The sequence below is a fragment of the Neptuniibacter sp. QD37_11 genome (genome assembly GCF_047778105.1).
Classification (GTDB): Bacteria; Pseudomonadota; Gammaproteobacteria; order Pseudomonadales; family Balneatricaceae; genus Neptuniibacter.
The window spans coordinates 1,686,613-1,706,459 of record NZ_CP180552.1; the positions used below are offsets into that span (position 1 = coordinate 1,686,613).

The 19,847-nt window shown below is 42.5% G+C and carries 21 protein-coding genes; 14 read left to right on the forward strand and 7 right to left on the reverse strand.

Annotated elements, in window-relative coordinates:
* The first annotated feature begins 13 nt into the window (after positions 1 to 13).
* The 4 genes from ACMXYT_RS07695 (at position 14) to ACMXYT_RS07710 (ending at position 1,750) form a co-directional block, all read left to right on the forward strand.
* Positions 14 to 406, forward strand: a complete 393-nt coding sequence (locus ACMXYT_RS07695; protein WP_415912144.1) for a hypothetical protein — start codon at positions 14 to 16, stop codon at positions 404 to 406.
* A gap of 84 nt (positions 407 to 490) precedes the next feature.
* Positions 491 to 808 carry a hypothetical protein gene (locus ACMXYT_RS07700; RefSeq protein ID WP_415912145.1) on the forward strand — a complete coding sequence of 106 codons (318 nt, stop codon included), beginning with the start codon at positions 491 to 493 and terminating at the stop codon, positions 806 to 808.
* An 88-nt stretch (positions 809 to 896) separates the two neighbouring features.
* Entirely contained in the window at positions 897 to 1,400 is a 504-nt protein-coding gene (locus tag ACMXYT_RS07705) for a hypothetical protein (RefSeq protein WP_415912146.1), read from the forward strand.
* An 86-nt stretch (positions 1,401 to 1,486) separates the two neighbouring features.
* On the forward strand, positions 1,487 to 1,750 hold the full coding sequence (locus ACMXYT_RS07710) for a hypothetical protein (RefSeq protein WP_415912147.1): 264 nt from the start codon (positions 1,487 to 1,489) through the stop codon (positions 1,748 to 1,750).
* A 471-nt stretch (positions 1,751 to 2,221) separates the two neighbouring features.
* Here the strand turns inward: ACMXYT_RS07710 and ACMXYT_RS07715 are convergent, their stop codons facing one another.
* Positions 2,222 to 5,449, reverse strand: coding sequence for an EAL domain-containing protein (locus tag ACMXYT_RS07715; protein WP_415912148.1), 3,228 nt, complete (start codon positions 5,447 to 5,449; stop codon positions 2,222 to 2,224).
* Between the two features lie 396 nt (positions 5,450 to 5,845).
* On the opposite strand from ACMXYT_RS07715, the gene ACMXYT_RS07720 reads away from it, so the two are divergent.
* Entirely contained in the window at positions 5,846 to 6,064 is a 219-nt protein-coding gene (locus ACMXYT_RS07720; RefSeq protein ID WP_415884575.1) for a VF530 family DNA-binding protein, read from the forward strand.
* 64 nt (positions 6,065 to 6,128) lie between these two features.
* Here the strand turns inward: ACMXYT_RS07720 and ACMXYT_RS07725 are convergent, their stop codons facing one another.
* Entirely contained in the window at positions 6,129 to 8,714 is a 2,586-nt protein-coding gene (locus ACMXYT_RS07725) for a putative bifunctional diguanylate cyclase/phosphodiesterase (protein ID WP_415912149.1), read from the reverse strand.
* Between the two features lie 424 nt (positions 8,715 to 9,138).
* Between ACMXYT_RS07725 and ACMXYT_RS07730 the strand changes: the two genes are divergently transcribed.
* Complete coding sequence (locus tag ACMXYT_RS07730) at positions 9,139 to 9,357, forward strand: hypothetical protein (protein ID WP_415912150.1); 219 nt, start codon at positions 9,139 to 9,141, stop codon at positions 9,355 to 9,357.
* Between the two features lie 23 nt (positions 9,358 to 9,380).
* The gene (locus ACMXYT_RS07735) at positions 9,381 to 9,767 is read left to right on the forward strand and encodes a VOC family protein (RefSeq protein ID WP_415912151.1); all 387 of its coding nucleotides are present in this window, start codon (positions 9,381 to 9,383) and stop codon (positions 9,765 to 9,767) included.
* A gap of 24 nt (positions 9,768 to 9,791) precedes the next feature.
* On the opposite strand, the gene ACMXYT_RS07740 is transcribed toward ACMXYT_RS07735, so the two are convergent.
* Positions 9,792 to 10,727 (reverse strand): LysR family transcriptional regulator, encoded by a 936-nt coding sequence (locus tag ACMXYT_RS07740; RefSeq protein ID WP_415912152.1) that lies wholly within the window; start codon positions 10,725 to 10,727, stop codon positions 9,792 to 9,794.
* 145 nt (positions 10,728 to 10,872) lie between these two features.
* Between ACMXYT_RS07740 and ACMXYT_RS07745 the strand changes: the two genes are divergently transcribed.
* On the forward strand, positions 10,873 to 13,941 hold the full coding sequence (locus ACMXYT_RS07745; RefSeq protein WP_415912153.1) for an FAD-binding and (Fe-S)-binding domain-containing protein: 3,069 nt from the start codon (positions 10,873 to 10,875) through the stop codon (positions 13,939 to 13,941).
* A 47-nt stretch (positions 13,942 to 13,988) separates the two neighbouring features.
* On the opposite strand, the gene ACMXYT_RS07750 is transcribed toward ACMXYT_RS07745, so the two are convergent.
* Positions 13,989 to 14,585 carry a hypothetical protein gene (locus ACMXYT_RS07750; protein ID WP_415912154.1) on the reverse strand — a complete coding sequence of 199 codons (597 nt, stop codon included), beginning with the start codon at positions 14,583 to 14,585 and terminating at the stop codon, positions 13,989 to 13,991.
* A gap of 115 nt (positions 14,586 to 14,700) precedes the next feature.
* Here ACMXYT_RS07750 and rraA point away from each other — a divergent pair, with 115 nt between their 5' ends.
* Positions 14,701 to 15,192, forward strand: coding sequence for a ribonuclease E activity regulator RraA (rraA, locus tag ACMXYT_RS07755; protein WP_415901038.1), 492 nt, complete (start codon positions 14,701 to 14,703; stop codon positions 15,190 to 15,192).
* Between the two features lie 47 nt (positions 15,193 to 15,239).
* Here the strand turns inward: rraA and ACMXYT_RS07760 are convergent, their stop codons facing one another.
* Positions 15,240 to 15,395 (reverse strand): hypothetical protein, encoded by a 156-nt coding sequence (locus ACMXYT_RS07760; protein ID WP_415912155.1) that lies wholly within the window; start codon positions 15,393 to 15,395, stop codon positions 15,240 to 15,242.
* Positions 15,396 to 15,617: 222 nt separating this feature from the next.
* Here ACMXYT_RS07760 and ACMXYT_RS07765 point away from each other — a divergent pair, with 222 nt between their 5' ends.
* The gene (locus ACMXYT_RS07765) at positions 15,618 to 16,016 is read left to right on the forward strand and encodes a hemerythrin domain-containing protein (RefSeq protein ID WP_415901039.1); all 399 of its coding nucleotides are present in this window, start codon (positions 15,618 to 15,620) and stop codon (positions 16,014 to 16,016) included.
* On the opposite strand, the gene ACMXYT_RS07770 is transcribed toward ACMXYT_RS07765, so the two are convergent.
* Positions 16,013 to 16,444 carry an RrF2 family transcriptional regulator gene (locus tag ACMXYT_RS07770; RefSeq protein ID WP_415912156.1) on the reverse strand — a complete coding sequence of 144 codons (432 nt, stop codon included), beginning with the start codon at positions 16,442 to 16,444 and terminating at the stop codon, positions 16,013 to 16,015. The two genes, ACMXYT_RS07765 and ACMXYT_RS07770, sit on opposite strands and share 4 nt — an antisense overlap.
* Before the next feature lie 182 nt (positions 16,445 to 16,626).
* On the opposite strand from ACMXYT_RS07770, the gene ACMXYT_RS07775 reads away from it, so the two are divergent.
* Positions 16,627 to 17,286 carry an HAD-IA family hydrolase gene (locus ACMXYT_RS07775; protein WP_415912157.1) on the forward strand — a complete coding sequence of 220 codons (660 nt, stop codon included), beginning with the start codon at positions 16,627 to 16,629 and terminating at the stop codon, positions 17,284 to 17,286.
* A 14-nt stretch (positions 17,287 to 17,300) separates the two neighbouring features.
* Complete coding sequence (gene sppA / locus ACMXYT_RS07780; RefSeq protein WP_415912158.1) at positions 17,301 to 18,359, forward strand: signal peptide peptidase SppA; 1,059 nt, start codon at positions 17,301 to 17,303, stop codon at positions 18,357 to 18,359.
* 78 nt (positions 18,360 to 18,437) lie between these two features.
* Here the strand turns inward: sppA and ACMXYT_RS07785 are convergent, their stop codons facing one another.
* Positions 18,438 to 19,016 carry a Maf family protein gene (locus ACMXYT_RS07785; protein WP_415912159.1) on the reverse strand — a complete coding sequence of 193 codons (579 nt, stop codon included), beginning with the start codon at positions 19,014 to 19,016 and terminating at the stop codon, positions 18,438 to 18,440.
* Positions 19,017 to 19,127: 111 nt separating this feature from the next.
* Between ACMXYT_RS07785 and ACMXYT_RS07790 the strand changes: the two genes are divergently transcribed.
* Positions 19,128 to 19,640: a YceD family protein gene (locus tag ACMXYT_RS07790; RefSeq protein WP_415884797.1), complete on the forward strand. Its 513-nt coding sequence runs from the start codon at positions 19,128 to 19,130 to the stop codon at positions 19,638 to 19,640.
* Between the two features lie 23 nt (positions 19,641 to 19,663).
* A complete protein-coding gene (gene rpmF / locus ACMXYT_RS07795) occupies positions 19,664 to 19,846 on the forward strand; it encodes a 50S ribosomal protein L32 (protein ID WP_007019603.1) in 183 nt (60 codons plus the stop codon).
* Position 19,847: the final 1 nt, after the last annotated feature.

Consider the following 19,847-nt stretch of genomic DNA (forward strand, 5'->3'; position numbering starts at 1 on the left):
TTAGGTGTCTCTAATGGGTCACTACGATACTGAAATTAGAGAAAGCGAAAGAAAAATCAATTTTCTGCATTCTAAAATTCATGAAACTTTCAAAAGTCGGGATGAAAGCAAGCATAAGTTTCGGGAATGGGAAGCTGCGTGCAAGGAGTTCCATTCTAGCTATAACCATCTAGCATTTCCCGGAGGCTTTGATGGTGCCTATGAGCGGATTTTGAGTGGGGACACTGCTGCTATTGAGGCTGCACTTTGTTTTATTGAAGTTCGTCCGTATTTTTTTAGGTCTGGATATATGTATAAAGACCTATTACGTAAGCTATCTAAAGCACCATTAAAAGGTAATGATCTTAATCGGTATCAGGTTATCAAAGAGGCGTATCTTGAATATCGAGCAAACAGAAACACCTAACAAGGGTGGGCACATCCGCCAGCAAAGCTGGCTAGGACAACCGCTGCGCGGTCGCCTGTGCCACAAGCGTTATGTGTAGAAACTATGAAACTTAAACACGAAAGAAAAGTTATTTCGGCCTATAAATGTATTTTTGATGATCCCGAGATAGCTGCGCGTAAATACCACCGATTTGCGACACTGTCTTTTGCGATGGCATGGATAAGCATTTTTGCCTGTGTTACCGGTTATCTACAGAACTACGAGCCGTATATTCATTTAGTATTTTTCGCTTTTGCAGCTGGAGTATTTAGCTGTCTTGGTTTTTGGTTAAGCCAAGTAGGCCCTCAAGCAAAGGCTTTAGCACCACATGTGTCTACAGAATCAATAGAAAAGCGTATTAATGAACTCAACAACACATAACAAAAACATCAAAAGTTGCCCTTCGGGCTTGGACCGCAACTGAGCTGCGGCCCTTTATGTTGGGCGTTATGCTTCAAGGAGCGAGATTATGAGGCGTCAGATTAGTCCAGAAGAATTGGATTACTTATTTCATAGGATTGGCACTGCGATTTGGCACCTGCAAAATGTTGAAAACTCGTTGGTTCCTCTAATTATCATTAAGGGAATCGCGGTAGAACTTAACTCCCTTAGCGAATCTTCTGCTTTAAAGCATGAAGCCAAGCTCAATAAGCTGACGCTGGGTCAGCTTATTGGAAAGCTAACAGAACTTGATCTTGTTGAGGCAGAGCTAATACAAAGGCTGAGAGAGTTTAATAATGAACGGAAGTGGGTTGTTCACAACTCTGTCTTCGAATCTGGGGACCATTTGTACACGGACGCGGGCAGAAACAAATTCTTTACGAGACTTGAATGGTTCGTGGATGAAGCTGTAGCTCTGCACAAGCACATTGGTGAGCTGGTGGTTGAATACTCGGTTAGTAAAGGCATGCGTAGAGAACAGATTCAGGCACATGCTGTAAATGAAATAAGACAGCTCAAGGGCGAGGCATAACAAGTTGCAGCACTTCAGCTGCTACGCAGCTCGGACCTGCAAAAGCTACGCTTTTCCGGCCCGTGTGCAAAGCGTTATAACGCAATATGGAATTAGTTGAGAGTGGCATTGCTGTATTTATCTTTCTGAGCATTGGTGCTTTTGGTATTTACCAAGCGAGAAAAACTAGGCGGCATCAAAGCGAATATAAAAAGTTACTGGAAGATGAAAAAGTACACCTAGATAAAATAGCCTGGGACGCCCCTAAGTTATTTGCTTACTCAAAGCCTATGAGTAAAGGCATGTGGGTTAGTTCACTAATTGGTGTGTTTATATTCATCTGGGCGTTGCTAGAAAGTGCAGCGTTATAACAAGTTTGTTAATAATCGCCTTTGGGCTGGACCGCAAACTGCGCTGCTTCGCAGCAATGCGGCCCATTACAAAAGCGTTATACGTAATGGAAAAATTGAAGCAGTCACGCCTTTATTATTACTTATGTGCCTTTTTCGGATGCTTAATAGGGCTGCTTACATTCTATGTTCAAGTGCCTGTTTGGTTTGATTACTTCACTACCGGCAGTATTGAGTTTTCTATTCATAAATATAATTTTCAATGTATTGAAGAGTGTGCAGTTATGGGGAATATAGGATATTCCCTTGCGGGAATAGTATTTCTTGCACTAGGACTTCATGCACTGCATTACTTGCGGGGAAGTGAAAACTAGTATGTATAACAAGTTTGTTAATAATCGCCCTTCGGGCTGGACCGCAAACTGCGCTGCTTCGCAGCAATGCAGCCCATTACAAAAGCGTTATATATCTCACCGTAAATCGCCAACAAACTCACTTCAGATTCAGTTCTACATCTTTAGTGAGCAACTTGTCTAAAGGGGCAGGTTTAAAGAAGTAATAGCCTTGTACAAGGTCACAGCCCATCTCCGTTAAAAGCTGGTATTGTTCGCGTGTTTCTACACCTTCAGTGACGACCTCTAGGTTAAAGTTTTTGGCTAGATCAATAATCCCTGCAACCAGTCGTTTTTCTTCAGGTTGCGTGAGTACATCTTTAATAAAGCTTTTGTCTATTTTGAGGCAATCAACGGGCATTCGTTTTAGGTAGGAAAGGGAAGAGTACCCTGTTCCGAAGTCATCAAGTGAAATGCTGATGCCGAGATCGTGAATTTCTGTCAGCGTTTGCATAACAGATTGATCATGGCTGTCCATGAACAGGCTTTCGGTAATTTCAAACTCTATTTCGTCACTGCTAACCGCAAATTCATTTATCGTATCTCTAATATCCTGAACCCAGGTGTTGTTTTGAAATAAACGGGCTGAACAGTTGATAGAAACACTTTTAAGAGATTTGAAATGCTCTTTGAGCTTAGGTAGATCAATGCAGGCTTGATTAAATACGAATTCGCTAATCGAGACAATTTGACCGCTTTGTTCGGCAAAGGGTATGAATTGATCAGGTGATACTAGGCCGTGCTGAGGATGTTGCCATCGTATCAATGCTTCAACTTTAGCTACTTCTCCAGTTTGGATGTTGATGATTGGCTGATAGTAAAGCTCAAATTCTTGTTTGCTGATCGCTTGGCGCAGGTCGTGTTCTAGTTCACGCTGTAACTCCATTCGAACGTTCATATCTTCGGTAAAGAACTGAACGTTGTTTCGCCCCAAGTCTTTCGCCCGATACATGGCGGTATCAGCGTGATTGATAAGGGTATCAGTTGTTGAGCCGTCTTCAGGGTAGATGGCAACACCCATACTGCAGGATATGGTTAGTGCGGTGGTATCGAGCTGAACGTCTTTTGCCAGTAGCTTCTGCATGTGGCGAGTTACGGCTTCGACTGACTGGCTATCATCGATTTGTGGGAGTAGGACAATAAATTCATCGCCGCCAAAGCGTGCAAGAATATCTTCACTGCGCAGTGTGCTTTTAAGCCTTCTTGTTGCTTCTATGAGTAATTTATCGCCTTCACTGTGCCCGAGCTGGTCATTGACGAGTTTGAAATTGTCAAAGTCGATAAAGATAACCGCTAGTTTACGTTCATGGCGGGCTGCAGAGTGGATCGCTTGAGACATCAGATCCATAAACATGGCACGGTTATATAAACCTGTAAGGGCGTCAGTTCGAGCTTGATGATGGATGATCTGTTCGTGTACGTTACGAATAAGTTCACTTGCTGCGCGAGAGGTAACCGAGTCGATTATTAGCTGCGTCTTACCTGTTTGTTCAAATACATTTCGTTTTAAGACCGCTAGGTGGCCAATTACCTGACCCTTACCATCGTACATTGGGGTGCCGATATAGGATTTGAGATCGAGCTTAAATAGGTCTTCATCGTCTGGGTATAGTTCTTGAACATTACCATTAAATACCATCGACCCTTCTTCAATTACTGTTTCACAGGGGGTGCCTGCTAGAGGGTAGCTAAGGTTTTCAACTTTTTGCTTGTCGATATATGCAGCAAGGGCATCGATGTTTTCTTTATCTTCAGAAAGCTTAGAAATGATAACCATATCTGCATCGAGTGTATTTGAGAGGAATTCACCTAGAGTTTCAAAATAGGTTAATCCTTGAAGGCCTGAAACATCTTTGGCGATGGTTTGCAGTAAACGGGTGATCTCTTCTCTAGAGCGCGCCTCAGATTTGAGTACTTCATGCGCTTGGCTGAGCTCTCGAGTCTTCGTATTTACTTCGTCTGTGAGCAGTATTTGGTGTTGTTCTATATGCTCGGCCATTGTAATCATGGTGGTGGCCAGTTCACCCATTTCATCTTTACGCTCTGCGATAGAGCTGCGCTTAACGTCCTTGATGGCTTCAAAATCATTGTCGCCCATAGCATTTGAGAAGCGTCTAAAAACGCCTAGAGGATAGATTACTTGGCCTTTTAGGATGAAGAACAAAATTACCAGTTCAACTATCAAAGATAGGATGCCCACTACCGAAACAATGTAGGCGGTTTGCAATGCTGTAGATGAAAGTAGTGACTTAGGGTAAACGGTTACAAAATACCAATCTGGCCCATCTATTTTGGTGATGGCGAGCAGGGCATTGGCCGAATCAGGTTCTAGTATGAATGTCGACTCGTTATGAGTTTCTGCGTAAGAGAGTACTTCGTTTACATGATTGGCAATCGTGTAATTGTTGCTGTCTTCAGCATGCAGAATACCCTTAGTACGATTTAGCTCATCAGTTAAATCGGGGTGGGCGATGATGCGGCCATCTTGTCTGACAACAAAGTTGTGAGTACCTGGCAGTTTGTCATTGAATACACTGTCGAACAGATCATTTAGTAAAATATCGTGGCCGATATTGATCAGGTGTTGCTGGTTATAATCGACAGGCGTAACTAGGGATACCATCCATTCATTGGCGGTAGGATCGAAATACAATCCTGTCCAGGCATGGCCTCGTTGAGGGTTATTCTCTGGGGTCGATATATATACCCATTCTTCAATGGTTACATCTAGGTTCGATTCTGCTTGTTCACCCCAAGGAATATTTGGCCAGTATACGATATTAACGTTTTCCGGCATCGAGACATAAAGATTGGCATAGTGCTGTGTAAAGGCATCGGCGTAGCGATCGATTAATTGGTAACTTAACTGCAGTTTATTGGCGAACTCGTTGGTATTCGGCGCATTGGTACCTATAAATGCGCTGATATGCTGGCTAATGGTGCCATCAGGGCGGTGAATGCCGGTAAAAGCTTCTTTGCTTAGTCTTCGGGTTTGATCAGAACGTTTTTCAAATAAAAGATCAAAATCTTGGGGCTCGGCTTGTTTAGAGCGCTCCGGCCATTGCTTTAAAAATTGTTCTTCAAATAATCGGTGGTTGAACTGAGCATTGAGGAAAATTTGACTTTCTTTTTCACCTCGCTCGGTAATGTAAACACGGAGACTGTCTTCAACTTGATCATGCAAAATGCCGAAAATATGCGCGTAACTAATTATAGCGGCGAGGGTGATGACAACAGAGAGTCGAATGCTCATCTGTAGCAAAGTTTTTTGCGCAAGTGGGGAGTGGGATAAATCAGAAAAAACTTGGCGGATCTTTTTGCTAATCAAACGTAAACTCCGTACTGCTATCGAATGACTTCAATGTAGCCTTGTAGGTATTGAATTTGTGTTTGTGGCGTTGAGTGCACTGTAATTCTATTTATTCAATACAGAATAGAGGAAGCGCTAATATATAGGCATTACCGCTTGGTCTATTAATACTTATTCTTAGGGTCAGTATTTTGATGTTTTTATTATCAATTTGAGATATTAGAACATGATTCTCAACCATAAGTTGGTTGGGTTTGTTGATCAAGCTTTCTTCTTTGTTCTATAACCGATGCTTCTTGCCCCACATCAATAGATAGGGCGATAATCTAAGGATCCTTTTCTTTTTAATAATCATCATGCTCTGGGGTTATTCTGATAAGATAACTGTATATTTTCATGTACTAGGAATTAGCAGTGAGCCAAGAGCAACCCAATAACCCTCTGCATGGTCTGACGTTAGAGAAAATACTGACTCGTTTGGTGGATCATTATGGTTGGGAAGGTTTAGATGCAAAGATTAAACTCAACTGTTTCTACAATAATCCTTCAATAAAGTCTTCTCTCAAATTCTTGCGTCGTACTCAATGGGCAAGAGATAAAGTTGAAGCGCTGTATATCAAGACTTTTAGTTAACGAAAACCTGGAATTTTACAAAGTATTCAGCCTACCAAAAGCTTTTGGCAGGCTGTTTGAGTTTTTAGCGTACGAAAACTTCAGTCGTTTTTAATATGCCTGCAAGGTCAGGGCTTGGTTTGCCTAAATGATATCCTTGCGCATAGGTAATGCCGGCTTTCTCAACCAATTCCAATACTTCTTCACTCTCAACAAACTCTGCAACAGTCTCGACATTGAGTTCTTGAGATAGGTGGGAGATGCTATTCACGAAGGCCATATCGCGGGCATCATTCGCCATATTGGCGATAAATTCGCCTTCGATTTTTACATAATCGATTGGCAGATGTTTCAGATAGTGGAAGGATGAGAAACCTGAGCCAAAATCATCAATCGCCAGCTTAAACCCTTTATCCTTCAGGCTCATTACAAAGCTCTCTAGCACTGAGATGTTTTTGACAGTATCTCGTTCGGTAATTTCGAAAACAACGCTCTCTGGGTTAATAGCGTGACTTTCTGCTAGTTGCTTAATGGTCGGTATAAAGTCACTAATAATGATTGAGCGAGGAGATAGGTTGATGAAGATCTTACCTTCGTAACCTGTTGCTTGAACTTGCTCAAAAGCCTTATCCATGACGATGTAGTCCAGCTGGTGGACCTTGCCAATCGATTCTGCAATTTCGATAAATTCACTCGCACTCATCAGCCTATCACCAGATAGCTTGATTCGGCTGAGTACTTCTACTGCATGTATATTGCCAGTCTTAGAGCAGACGATAGGCTGGAATGCAGGGATCAGCTCTTTGCGCTCGATCGCTTGCGTTACCAGTACTGTCTTATCGGACATCTCTTTAAATATATCAACCAGCTCATTTTCGTTAGGTAGGGCAATCTGATCTTTACCGGAGTTCTTCGCGCGGTACATCAGGTTATCTACAAACATAAACAGGTCTTTTTTGTTTTTAGCGTGGTCTGGGTAAATCCCCATACCCAAAGAGCCTGTGAGTTTTAAGAAGGTGTTTGAGTCGTAATATAATGCGTGATTACGACTGGTAAGCAGGACCGTTTCTGCAACTTGGGCCGCGTGTGCTACATCGCTTTCTGGTAAGACGATTACAAATTCGTCACCACCATAGCGAGCAATGATGGCATCTTTGCCTAAAGCATTTTGTAGTGCTTCGGAGAAATCAGCTAATAACTTGTCACCCCAACTATGGCCGTAACCATCGTTAATGCTCTTAAAGTTGTCTAGATCTAATAAAAGCAGGGCGACTTTATAGTCGTGGCGATCTGCGCGATCTAGTTCATAATCCAACAGCTCCCAGAACATTCGTTGATTATAGAGGTTCGTTAGCGGGTCTCGTGTTGCATAGTATTCTAGATCTTTGGTGTATTTGTAGATCGCTCTAACTGAGCCCACTACGTTAAGTAGGGTAGAAAGAATACTCTCGAGAACAAGTAACTTAGTTGTGTCTTGTATGGTATCGGAATGTACCCCGATACCGACAATACCGCCAATCTTAGGTGTCTCTACCAGTAACGATTTGCACTGGAGTTCAATGGCGTCATCATCTAGATCCATTGGCTCTGCATGCTCATTCACCATATTGTGGCGAATATTGATGTCGCTCAGTTCGAATGGCGAGCCATCTTGAGCAAGGCGCTTCATTATTGCCTGTTCCATCGACTGGCGAGTGCGATCACTTGGCGGTTGTAGCCAGAAGACTTCCAAATCGAAAACTTCATTATCGACCTTAAAGATAGAGAACATGGTGTAGACGTTCATTACCTTATTGATATCGACAATGAGGAAGTTTACGTATTCACGCCAGTCTCGAACAACTTCGGAAGTGATAACAAATTTTTCCAGTAGTCTAATTTCAAACTCGAGTAGTTCTTTGTCGACCGCTATATCGTTTAGTTTTGAGGACAGATTTTTTACTTGGGAGAATATATCTTGTAACTCACGGAATGCTAACCTGTCACGACCTTCTTCCAGTCGAGATAGATCTGAAATTGACTCAATGCTATCGATACTATCGGCAAGTTGTTCTATGGAATTATCTATTCGAGATGTGATTTGTCGCGTGGCTAAAAATGCGAGTAAAAGCGGCAATGGGGAAACAAGAATAAGGGTTAAGATCAGTTCACGATTGGCATGAAGTAGAGACTTATCCAGCTCTTGTGTTACTTCAATCATACCTAATGTATCGCCATCGTTTACATTGGTATGGCAATGAGTACAAACCTCTTTAGCATTCAGTGCATAGTAGTAGCTTATACTATCGTCAGAGGTGACGAGTTGTGATTGACCAGAAGATAGTACTTGCCGGTGAGTATCGGATAAAGCCGGTGACTCCATCTCACCAAACCTTTCTGTTACAAGTTCGCCACGGAAGATAGAGACGCTTAGATCGCTGTCTTTATTGTCTTTCTCCATCTGTTTCATGAATTGCTCTAGTTGGTGTCTATTCCAACCCTGACTCATGACCAGATACATAGAATTAAATGTCTGTTTTGCAATACGCTCGGCCATGACGCTGGCATTTTTTTCAATACTCTTAGTGAACGCATAATGAGTAACAGAAACAAGAACTAGAAATCCAAGAACAGAAAAGATAAATGTTCTTTGGAGTAGGAAACTACGAATAGATGTAGCGGACTTCTTCACCGGTAACCACGCATTTATTTATTATTATTGTTCAATTTAGCCGAAGGCCAATATAGATGCTATTTCTTACAAACCGATTGACCGGGGTCAATAAACGGTGTGTCAGAAACAAGAATTCATACGGTCTTAATCTACTAAGTTGAGCTAACTCTATGTTTAACAAGGAAATACTTTGTATTTATTAAACATGAGTGAATTATAAGGCAGCAATTCTATTCATTGAGTGGGTTCTGTTTCAATATATTTCTGCAAATTATAAGCAAAGGTGCCTTTATAACGCTTATGTGACTATAGCGTTTATCTTTACTGTTTATGGTTTGAACAAGGTTGGAGCGATTTGAGACAACAGAACATGACAGCATTGAGTATAGCTTTATCAAGGCTTATCATCCGCGCAAAGAAGTTGTAAGGAAGGTAGTGTTTGATGGTTTTGTTCTTTCCAATTGAACAAGAGCTGGATTGTATTAGTCAGAGTGGTCGTATCCTCGGTAAGATTCAGTTTGATGTTTTTAAGGATAAGTATTTCTTCACGCCCAATGAGGATTCATTGGTTCTAACAGATGAAGAGGAGTCATGTATTGTTGCTCGTTTGGCTGGGCTGGAAGCAGGGATCTTCTCATTCGCTATGCAAGATGAAGATTAATAAGGCATAAAGAAGTCAGTGTTATGAAGATCGAGCGACTTGATCACCTAGTCCTAACCGTAAAAGACATAGATATCACCGTAGAGTTTTATACTGCGGTGTTGGGTATGGAGAAGGTTGTCTTTAAGGGAGATCGTGTAGCGCTTGCTTTTGGTAATCAAAAAATTAATTTGCACGAACTCGGCAATGAATTTGAGCCCAAAGCTGATCAAGTTCAGTCTGGGAGTGCGGATCTATGTTTTATCGTTGAGCAGCCGATCGATGAGGTGATTCAGCATCTGCTAGATCACAATGTGAGAATGATCGAAGGGCCAGTCAGACGGACGGGTGCGGTAGGTAACATTATCTCGGTTTATTTACGTGATCCTGACGGTAATCTTATCGAACTCTCTAATTATGTTGATGCGTGAGTCGCTCCGCACTCCCTTAGCCTCTTAAATAATATCAACAAATTTTGGTAAGCTCGCAGTTTCAAATTGGCTGGTGATCAGCTTAAGCAGGCTTTCAGCTGCAGGATTTAAAGCTCGGCCTTTTCTTGTGATAATGCAAATCTCGCGTTTTAGCGTTGGGTTCGCCAGCGGAACAAAGGTTAGTTGATCAAAGGCACTGGTACTCGCTGCAAGGGCAGGTAGAAGAGATATCCCAATGTCAGCTTTAACCATCTCTGCTAGGCCTGCTGGGGTTGATACTTCAATCAAGGCACCTTGTAGTTTTAGATCTAGGTTATTCTCTTTTTGTAGTTTTAAAAGTTGTGTCCGTGTACCGGTATCTTCCGTTAAGTGAACTTGATCTAGCTCGCTGACTTGGCTCCAATCCAATTCTTTAAATGTTGCAAGAGGATGGTCGAGCGGTAAAACCACACCGTAGTGGTCACTTAGCACCGGTTGGTATTTAAGTTCAGATTGTCTGGAGTGGTTACCACCAATGCCGAAGTCCACTTCATTGTCGAGCACTCGTTGTTCTATGCCACCTGCGTTGTCATCTCGAAGGTAGATGCCTATCTTTTCATATTGCTGGTGATAGGTTTTGATTATCGAAGGCAGTACACGACCAATCATTGATGGAGACGCAGCTACACCTACTTGGCCTTGTTGTTGTGTCGCGGTGGCTTTTAGATCATTAAAGGCAGTATCAAAATCTGAGATCAATTTTTCTGCTACGGGAAGAAAGCTTTCGCCTTCACCGGTTAGTAAGACGCGGCGGGTAGTGCGGTCTAGGAGTTTTAAACCGGCTTGATCTTCAAGCTGCTTTATTGTCGCTGTGAGAGTTGATTGAGTCAGATGCAAGTTATCTGCTGCACGGGTAAAGCTACCGCAGGCGACGATTTCAACAAATGCGCGTAGATGTCGAATTGATATATTATTCGTCATTATCAATTAATCTATTGAATTTTATCGTTTGATTGATAAATGATAATTCTGCATTATTGCGCCCAATATCACAAATTGAGCATTTGGCTGTATAAGAGCAATTGAGCACTGCTCTTGCAGTACAGTCATTTATAGAGGCAGTATTATGATCCCTCGTCTTTCCCAAGTCGAAACTACCGAAGCAATTTACCTTCAGTTTATCGAAGCGTTACAGAAAGCAGGCTTTGCCGGCGATCTGAATCAGGATTACGCAAACCGTATCGTTCTTTCGACAGACAACAGTATCTATCAGATGCTGCCTCAGGGTGTGTTGTACCCGAAATCTACAGATGATTTGGTACTGATTTCTAAATTGGCAGATGACTCCCGCTTTGCCGAAGTAAAGCTGAGTGCGCGTGGCGGTGGTACAGGTACAAATGGTCAGTCCCTAACAGATGGCTTAATTGTGGATGTCTCTAAACACATGAATCAGGTTTTAGAGATCAATGCTGAAGAACGCTGGGTACGTGTTCAAGGTGGTGTTGTTAAAGACCAACTTAATCGTGCACTAAAACCTTACGGCTTCTTCTTTGCGCCTGAGCTTTCTACCAGTAACCGTGCAACGGTTGGCGGTATGATCAATACCGATGCTAGTGGTCAGGGATCAGTGATGTACGGTAAGACCCGTGACCACGTGCTAGAGCTAAATTCTGTATTCTTAGGCGGTGAGCTTTGGAACTCTAAACCAATTTCTGATGAAGAGTTGGCTGAGATTAAGCAGCGCGATGATCGTGTCGGTGAAGTGCACAGATTGGTGGATGATGTATTCACCGACAAGAAAGACTTGATTGATGCCAAGTTCCCTAAATTAAACCGCTGTCTTACTGGTTATGACCTTGCGCATATCCGTGATGAAGAAGGGCGCTTTAATTTAAATTCGGTACTTTGTGGTGGTGAAGGTTCTTTGGCTTTTATTGCTGAAGCTAAGTTGAATGTTCTGCCAATTCCTAAGTTCGCTGCATTGGTTAACGTTAAGTATGACAGTTTTGAATCATCTTTGCGTGACGCTACAGACTTAATGGAATGGAACCCAACATCCATAGAAACTATTGATTCTAAAGTACTTAATCTTGCGATGGGCGATATTATCTGGGACACGGTAAGTGCCTATTTCCCGCAAGAAGAAGGTGAGCCGGAGATCAGTGGTATCAACTTAGTTGAGTACACATCCGATGATGAAGAATCTCTAAAAGCCGATGTTGCGCGATTAGAAGAGCATCTTAAATCTGTTGCAGGTCAGGCTGGTAAGAGCTTTGGCTTCTCTGTTGTATATGGTGCCGGTGAAATCAACAAAGTTTGGGCGATGCGTAAAAAGGCTGTTGGCCTTCTAGGTAACGCTAAAGGCCAAGAACGTCCAATTCCATTCGTGGAAGATACTGCCGTACCACCTGAGAACCTTGCTGATTTCATCATGGAATTCCGTAAAGTGCTGGATGATCGAGATCTGGCTTACGGTATGTTTGGTCACGTCGATGCCGGTGTGCTGCACGTACGACCTGCTATTGATATGAAAGATCAGCTACAGGAATCTTTAATCCGTGAGATCACAGATGAAGTGGTAGCGCTGACTGTTAAATACAAAGGTCTGTTGTGGGGCGAGCATGGTAAAGGTGTTCGTTCTGAGTATGCACCTGAGTTCTTTGGTGAGTTGTATCCTGAGCTACAACGAATCAAAGGTGGGTTTGACCCACGCAACCAGATGAACCCGGGTAAGATCGCTACGCCAGCAATTGATGGTGCTGAGCTGCTTAAGATCGATGCAGTGCCAACGCGTGGCCAATTTGATCGCCAGATCAGTTCAGAAACGCGTGAAGAATATAAAGAAGCGATGTTCTGTAACGGTAACGGCGCATGCTTTAACTACGATCCAAATGACGCGATGTGTCCATCATGGAAAGGTACTCGTCAGCGCATTAATTCACCCAAAGGTCGTTCTTCACTGATTCGTGAATGGCTTCGCCTGATGGAACAAAATGGTACGGATCTGGTTGAAGAGGCTAAGCGTGCTAAAGCGAGCTCCTTTATTGCTTCTCTACCAAAACGTATTAAAAACACACTGGCGAAGAAAAAAGATGAAGAGTACGACTTCTCTCATGAAGTACATGAGTCCATGATGACATGTCTGGCGTGTAAGTCTTGCGTTGGTCAGTGTCCCATTAAGGTTAACGTTCCAGATTTTCGTGCGCGCTTCTTAGAGGTTTATTACGGTCGTTACCTACGTCCAGCAAAGGATTACATGGTGGGCTCCTTAGAATACATGATTCCTTGGTTGTCTAAGTTCCCTGCACCATACAACTGGGCGATGCAGAATAAGGCGCTTAAAGCGATCTTCCGTAAGCATGCAGGTATGGTCGATAGTCCTACCATCTGTACCAATAGCCTGATCTCTGGCATGAAAGTGCGTGGTATTGATTTCGCTTCACCGCAGCTAATAAAGAGTTTGAGTGAAGAGCAGCGCAGTAATGCTGTAATCATCGTACAGGATGCATTTACAAGTTACTTTGAAACGCAGCTGGTGTTGGATCTTGTTGATCTGCTTTCTGGGCTTGGGTTCCATGTTCTACTGGCTCCATTCAAACCAAATGGTAAACCGTTGCATGTGCATGGCTTTATGAAAGCATTTGAAAAAGCAGCTGAATCTAACAGTGCGATGCTAAAAGAGCTGGATAACACCGGCGTACCAATGATCGGTATAGATCCGTCAATGACGCTGACTTATCGTCAGGAATACGGTTATGTAATTCCGGAGAAAGATCTGCCAAAAGTTCAGTTGATTCAGGAGTGGCTGAGCAATCAAAAAGATAAGCTGGGCACTTTCGATCTAGCTAACCGCTCTACAACTGAATTTAAGCTGATGGCACACTGTACTGAGAAGACTAATGCTGCGCCTAGTATTCGTATGTGGCAACAGATCTACGAAGCGATGGGGTTAAAACTGGATATTCAGGCAGTGGGCTGTTGCGGTATGTCGGGTACATACGGCCATGAAACTCAGAACGTTGAGACATCCCGTGAGATCTACCAGTTGAGCTGGTCTGAAGTGGTAAATAACCCAAAAAATAAAGATCGCTTACTTGTGACAGGTTACTCGTGCCGTAGTCAGGTTAAGCGTATTGATGATCTACAATTGCCGCATCCGATTCAGAAATTGCTTAGCCTATTGAAGGATAAGTAATTATCAACTCTAACTTAAAAACGCAGCTTAAAGCTGCGTTTTTTTGTTTAACGAGCTTTTGTAATGTAGAGATCTTGAAATCCTCGTTCTCTAAGTTGTACTGCTTTTTCTAGAGCTTCAGATTGCGTATCATATCTTCCATACGAAAGGCCTAGGTAGCCATTGGTCATTCTATATAAATTTAAGCTTTCGCTATTTTCAAGACTAGAGATAGCAGTCTGTCGGCTGGATTCTAATTTATAAGCACCCAGTTGTATGGTGTATATGCCATTTGTACTTATTCTACTGTTCTTCCCATCATCAAGTGTAAGGTTGGCATAGCGCGTATCCTTTGGAGCAGGTAAACGGATATGCTCAATTACTTTTACTGAATTTTGGGCGGAATTTTTATTGTGCCTGGTAGTATCTTGTGACTGTATCGCTGCTGAGGGCTTATATTCTACTCGCGTAACTAGCGCTTCTTGCTTGTTGTTTTTCGTGATTGGGGCTGATTGACTAAGCGTAGGAGGGGTAGGCAGAGAGCAGTTATTAGAATCTTCAATACAGAATGTATGTTGTTTTTGGCTGCACCCAACTAAAAATACATATGTACTGATAGCGATCGTAGCTTTTAGAGAGTTTGTTTTATTAAGAATTAAGCTCATTTCAATCCTAGCCCAAAAGAGTAGTGCAATTGCACAATGAATCGGCGAATATACCTGCTTTAGATTTTGAGAGCACCTGTTCTTAGGTGCAGTTATCCAGTTTAAGGAGCATATTGTGGAAGATCTTTTGCCAGAACTGTGTGATCAGTTCCCAGACCAGGTACAGGTTGTTGAGCCAATGTTCGGTAACTTTGGTGGTAAAGAGCGTTTCGGTGGCGAAATCGTTACTCTAAAAGCTTTTGAAGATAACTCTTTGGTTCGTGAGCAGGTTGCTCTACCTGGTGAAGGTAAAGTGCTTGTTGTCGACGGTGGTGCTTCTATGCGTCGCGCAATGCTTGGCGATATGCTTGCTGAAAAAGCAACAAAAAATGGCTGGGAAGGCATTATCATCTACGGCTGCATCCGTGATGTTAACGCAATCAGCGATCTAGATATTGGTGTGCAGGCGCTAGGTTGCCACCCAATGAAGACTGAAAAGAAAGGCCTTGGTGAGCTAAACGTAGACGTTACTTTCGGTGGCGTGACATTCAAGCCGGGTCAGTACGTATATGCAGACAACAACGGTGTGCTTGTTTCTGCTGAAAAACTTGAGCTTACTGAAGACTAATTCAGTTAGTGTGTTTTCAAAGCCTGCTTATAGCGGGCTTTTTTGTTTTAAATAGTGCTCATTTGGTAAGAAATGTAAGTCTTGGCAAGTAAAACAAATGTGCTCATGCCTACAATTCCCCATAAGAAAATCATTCGCCCTTCGATAGTGGCTTGGGCTTTTTTGGATACATGCCATACAGTCCAGAACTTAAATAAGATCATGCCTAGCACCAGGGAGTAGACAACTAACTCTGTATTGCTCCAAATAACCATAAGTCCTCACATAAAATGTATTTGTAATGAATTAATAAACAATATAATGTATATAAAATACATTATAAAGAGATTGTTCGAATAAAGCTGAAAAATTACAAAATTTATTTGCAGATTTGTTAAATGATCTTGTATGGATACATAGGAAATTATTGTGAGGGTAGAAAAAGTATGAAAAGAGTAGAGGCACTAATTCCACTAAGTCATGATCATCACAAAGCTTTAGTTACTGTTAAACATATCAATGACTTAAGAAAAGAAGCTGAAAGAGAGGTTGATGAATACTGGCAGGCTAAAAGAGAAGTTCTATACAGAGAATTAAAGCCTCATTTTGATCAAGAAGAGCGTGCTTTGTTGCCATTGCTCGTAGGTGAAGGAGAGTCACTAGCTGATCGCCTTGTTGCAGATCATAAGCAATTATTGAGCATGCTGGGTGGAAATGATTCAAGCGTGGTAAATCGTTTTGGTGAGCTGTTAAAGGAACATGTACGATTTGAAGAGCGAAATCTGTTCCCTTGGCTGGAGCTCAATTATAAGAAAGAAGAATTAGCCATGGCGATGGCTAATTAATCTGCTTTGCTCACAATTAAGCTATTGCGCATAGCGTCGTTATTAAGCATATCTGCCAGGGTGTATTGTTCTAGGACCTGCATAAAGGCTTTTTGAGCATCACCTAGTACATGCTGGAGTGTGCAGAAGCCTGTTAGGCGACATTGTTGTTGGCCGCAGTTAATCAGAGGCTGTCTGCCTTCTGCATCAGCAACAATTTCACCAATATTAATTTCTGCTGGTGGCTTAGCTAGTTTGATTCCGCCTTTTTTGCCTCGGTAAGTGTCTAGGTGTCCTGCTTTTGACAAGGCATGTACAACTTTACGTAGGTGTTCTACCGAAATATCGTAGCAGCTTGCTATCTCAGCTAGCGTAACTAGACGATCATCGTTAGTAGAAACATAAAATAAAACGCGAAGGGTATAATCTGTAAATCGACTTAATTGCATAAAGGTCGGCTTTTTTAAAATGTCTGCAAAATATACGTTATGCGATTACTACAAATCAAGAACTAGCTTAAGTAAAGCCTATTAAGCTGACTGTTTCATTGATCTTGGCCTTTATCTTGATCTTTATTGTTTCTTCTATATAAACATAGATTCCTTTCTTATAAATAAGTTAAGAGGCTTGAGTGTACAAACTACTCATTTTCGATTGGGATGGCACAATCATCGATTCTGCTGCCAAAATTATCTCCTGTATGCAGCTAGCGGCGAAAGATAGCGGATTTTCTATACCTACCGATGAAGAAGTAAAAAATATTATCGGGTTAGGTTTGCCTGAGGCGATTAAAATTCTGATTCCTGATGTTGATAAAGATGGAATAGAACTGATGCGACAGAATTATGGCCGATATTTCTTAGGTAATGAATCTACACCTTCGCCATTGTTTCCTGGTGCGCAGAAAAGTTTAGAACAGATGCATGGTAAAGGTATGCGGATGGCTGTAGCTACAGGAAAGAGCAGAAAAGGCTTAAATCGTGTTTTTGCTGAAACGGGTTTAGGTTATTTATTTGAAACCTCTCGTTGCGCTGATGAAACTATCTCAAAACCGCACCCTCTAATGCTAGAGGAAATTCTACAAGAAACCGGTGTCTCAGCCTCGGAGGCTGTTATGATAGGCGACACTGAATATGATTTAGAGATGGGTAAGCAGGCTGGTATGGATGTTATCGCTGTCAGTTACGGTGCCCATCATTTGGATCGTTTAAAAGGTTATAAGCCAGTTTTGGAAGTTCATGAGTTTCCAGAGTTGGAGAATTGGTTAGAAATTCAGGGTGTTTTTGCCTGATACAGGAGATGTGTGTGTCTGATAATCCATGGAATGAATCCGAACAAAATGAAGTTCCAAAACAGCAGGAATCTTCTACAGCAACAGGAAGTAAGCTGGAGCGCGCCGTTGAAAATGCGAAGCAAGACGGTGCGAGTAAGAAAGAGTGGAAGTTGATTGAGAAAACTCTAAACGGTTTGTTTACTGAGCAGCGACGCGCTCGCCGTTGGGGCATCTTCTTTAAACTGCTGACATTTGTATACCTTTTTGCGCTCTTGGGTATCTTCTTCGCCGGTAAAGATATTGCTACTGATGTTAAGCCACAGGTTCACACTGCAATAATTGAAGTCAAAGGCGTTATTAGTTCAGATGATGAAGCCAGCGCGGATAATATTATTTGGTCACTTCGTGAGGCATTTAAGGAGTCGAACGCTAAGGCGGTGATTCTACGCATTAATAGCCCAGGGGGGAGTCCGGTTCAATCGGGTTATATTTACGATGAGATTAAGCGTCTACGTGCTATCTATCCTGATAAGCCTCTTTATGCCGTTATCACAGATATAGGCGCGTCAGGTGCTTATTATATTGCAGCGGCGGCAGACTATATCTATGCAGATAAAGCCAGTTTGGTAGGTTCTATTGGTGTTGTAGCGGGTAGTTTTGGCTTTGTTGATCTGATGGAGAAGGTTGGTGTTGAGCGCCGCTTGTATACGGCGGGTGAGCACAAGGCATTTTTGGATCCTTACTCTCCGAGAAATAGCGGTGAGGAAGAGTTCTGGCAAAGTGTACTAAATACAACCCATAATCAGTTTGTTGATCAGGTTCGTAAAGGTCGCGGAGATCGCCTTAAAGATGATCCAAAGCTATACAGTGGTTTAGTATGGAGTGGTGAGCAGGCAATTGAGCTTGGTTTGGTTGATGCGCTGGGTAGCTCCAGTTATGTTGCTCGTGAAGTAATTAAAGTTGAGAAACTGGTTGATTACTCTCCGAAGCAGGAACCTTGGAAACAGATTGTTGATGAGCTAGGCGTAAGCTTTGCGAAAGGTATTGCGGCTGAGCTGGGTGTTAATACGAAGAGTCATGAGCTTCGTTAAGCGCTTATATGCAATAGATGAAGAAAAAGGAGGGCTAAGCCCTCCTTTTTTGTGTCTGATTTTTATACGGTCACTTTCTTATAAAACGTTTAGATCTTCTTTCTCTAACATTCTTACTAATCGGATCAAAGGCAGGCCGATAAGTGTATTCGGATCTTCGCCTTCGAGTTTGTCGAACAGTACAATGCCTAATGCTTCAGATTTAAAGCTGCCTGCACATTTATATGGCTCTTCAGCGCGCAGATAGTTTTCGATCATAGAGGTGGTGAGCTTTCTAAAATAAACCTTAAATGGCACAACTTCTGTTTGGCACTGGCCGGTGTCTGAGTTAAGTAAGGAAAGACCCGTTAAAAATGTAACAGCATTGCCCGATAGTTTTTGTAATTGTGTAACAGCATTCTCATGTGTATGAGGCTTGCCGAGTATCTCATCACCTAAAACTGCAACCTGATCTGATCCGATAATCAATGAGTTAGGCGCTTCTTCGGCAACTTTTTGTGCCTTGCTAGCAGATAAGCGGGCAACTAATTCCTCTGCTGATTCATTCTCTAATGCCGATTCGTCAATGTCTGGTGAAATGCATGAATACTCCAAATTTAATTTGTCCAAAATTTGGCGACGGAAGGGTGAGCTAGAGGCTAAAATTAGATTTCTCATGTGATTTTTTGACCATGAATATGCGAAGGCATAAATATTAGCGGTTTTATTGTAGAATTAAACCCCAAAGTCTTTGACAGGACGGGCTTCGGGCCCTAGAATTGCGCGCTTATGTCAAACGGTCCATTACCTAAACGAGTAGACCCGCGAAAACTTGCTGAGCGGGAAGTGCGAATCGCAGGCCAAGCTGCACTGAAGGACATGCCCAATCTTTGTCAGGCGTTAGTCGATAAAGAAGGGGAGTTTAATGTCGATCTTCAATTTGCAGTAGATGAACAGCGAATTCGAACTCTCACAGGCAGTGCCACAGGTCATGTAACAATGACGTGTCAGCGTTGCTTGGAGTCAGTAGAGGTTGCCGTAGAGGCAGATTTTAATCTTGGAGTTGCGGCCAGTGAGGAGGCTGCTCAGCAGTTACCTCGCAGTTATGACCCCCTCATTGTTGAGGGTGAAGAGATTGAGTTACTGCCTGTAATAGAAGAAGAGTTGATTCTGAGTTTGCCGCATGATGCTTATCATGATGACTGCTCTATTAACACTTCCTTCGGCGAGGCAGTGACAGAAGAAAACGAAAAACCGAATCCATTTAGTGTGTTGGCTCAGTTGAAAGCCGACAACAAATAGAAAGAACCAGGAGCTATTTAGTCATGGCAGTTCAGAAAAGTAAGAAGTCTCGTTCCCGTCGCGACATGCGTCGTTCCCACGATGCTCTGGGTAACCCGACTCTATCTGTAGAAGAAACTACCGGTGAAACTCACCGTCGTCACCACGTATCTGCTGACGGTTTTTACCGTGGTAAGCAGGTAATCAACAAGCAGGATGACGAATAAG

Coding starts and splice junctions, on each gene's coding strand:
- ACMXYT_RS07695 (WP_415912144.1), top strand. CDS start 14: ATGGGTCACTACGATACTGAAATTAGAGAAAGCGAAAGAAAAATCAAT.
- ACMXYT_RS07700 (WP_415912145.1), top strand. CDS start 491: ATGAAACTTAAACACGAAAGAAAAGTTATTTCGGCCTATAAATGTATT.
- ACMXYT_RS07705 (WP_415912146.1), top strand. CDS start 897: ATGAGGCGTCAGATTAGTCCAGAAGAATTGGATTACTTATTTCATAGG.
- ACMXYT_RS07710 (WP_415912147.1), top strand. CDS start 1,487: ATGGAATTAGTTGAGAGTGGCATTGCTGTATTTATCTTTCTGAGCATT.
- ACMXYT_RS07730 (WP_415912150.1), top strand. CDS start 9,139: ATGGTTTTGTTCTTTCCAATTGAACAAGAGCTGGATTGTATTAGTCAG.
- ACMXYT_RS07735 (WP_415912151.1), top strand. CDS start 9,381: ATGAAGATCGAGCGACTTGATCACCTAGTCCTAACCGTAAAAGACATA.
- ACMXYT_RS07740 (WP_415912152.1), bottom strand. CDS start 10,727: ATGACGAATAATATATCAATTCGACATCTACGCGCATTTGTTGAAATC.
- ACMXYT_RS07745 (WP_415912153.1), top strand. CDS start 10,873: ATGATCCCTCGTCTTTCCCAAGTCGAAACTACCGAAGCAATTTACCTT.
- ACMXYT_RS07750 (WP_415912154.1), bottom strand. CDS start 14,585: ATGAGCTTAATTCTTAATAAAACAAACTCTCTAAAAGCTACGATCGCT.
- ACMXYT_RS07760 (WP_415912155.1), bottom strand. CDS start 15,395: ATGATCTTATTTAAGTTCTGGACTGTATGGCATGTATCCAAAAAAGCC.
- ACMXYT_RS07765 (WP_415901039.1), top strand. CDS start 15,618: ATGAAAAGAGTAGAGGCACTAATTCCACTAAGTCATGATCATCACAAA.
- ACMXYT_RS07770 (WP_415912156.1), bottom strand. CDS start 16,444: ATGCAATTAAGTCGATTTACAGATTATACCCTTCGCGTTTTATTTTAT.
- ACMXYT_RS07785 (WP_415912159.1), bottom strand. CDS start 19,016: ATGAGAAATCTAATTTTAGCCTCTAGCTCACCCTTCCGTCGCCAAATT.
- ACMXYT_RS07790 (WP_415884797.1), top strand. CDS start 19,128: ATGTCAAACGGTCCATTACCTAAACGAGTAGACCCGCGAAAACTTGCT.
- rpmF (WP_007019603.1), top strand. CDS start 19,664: ATGGCAGTTCAGAAAAGTAAGAAGTCTCGTTCCCGTCGCGACATGCGT.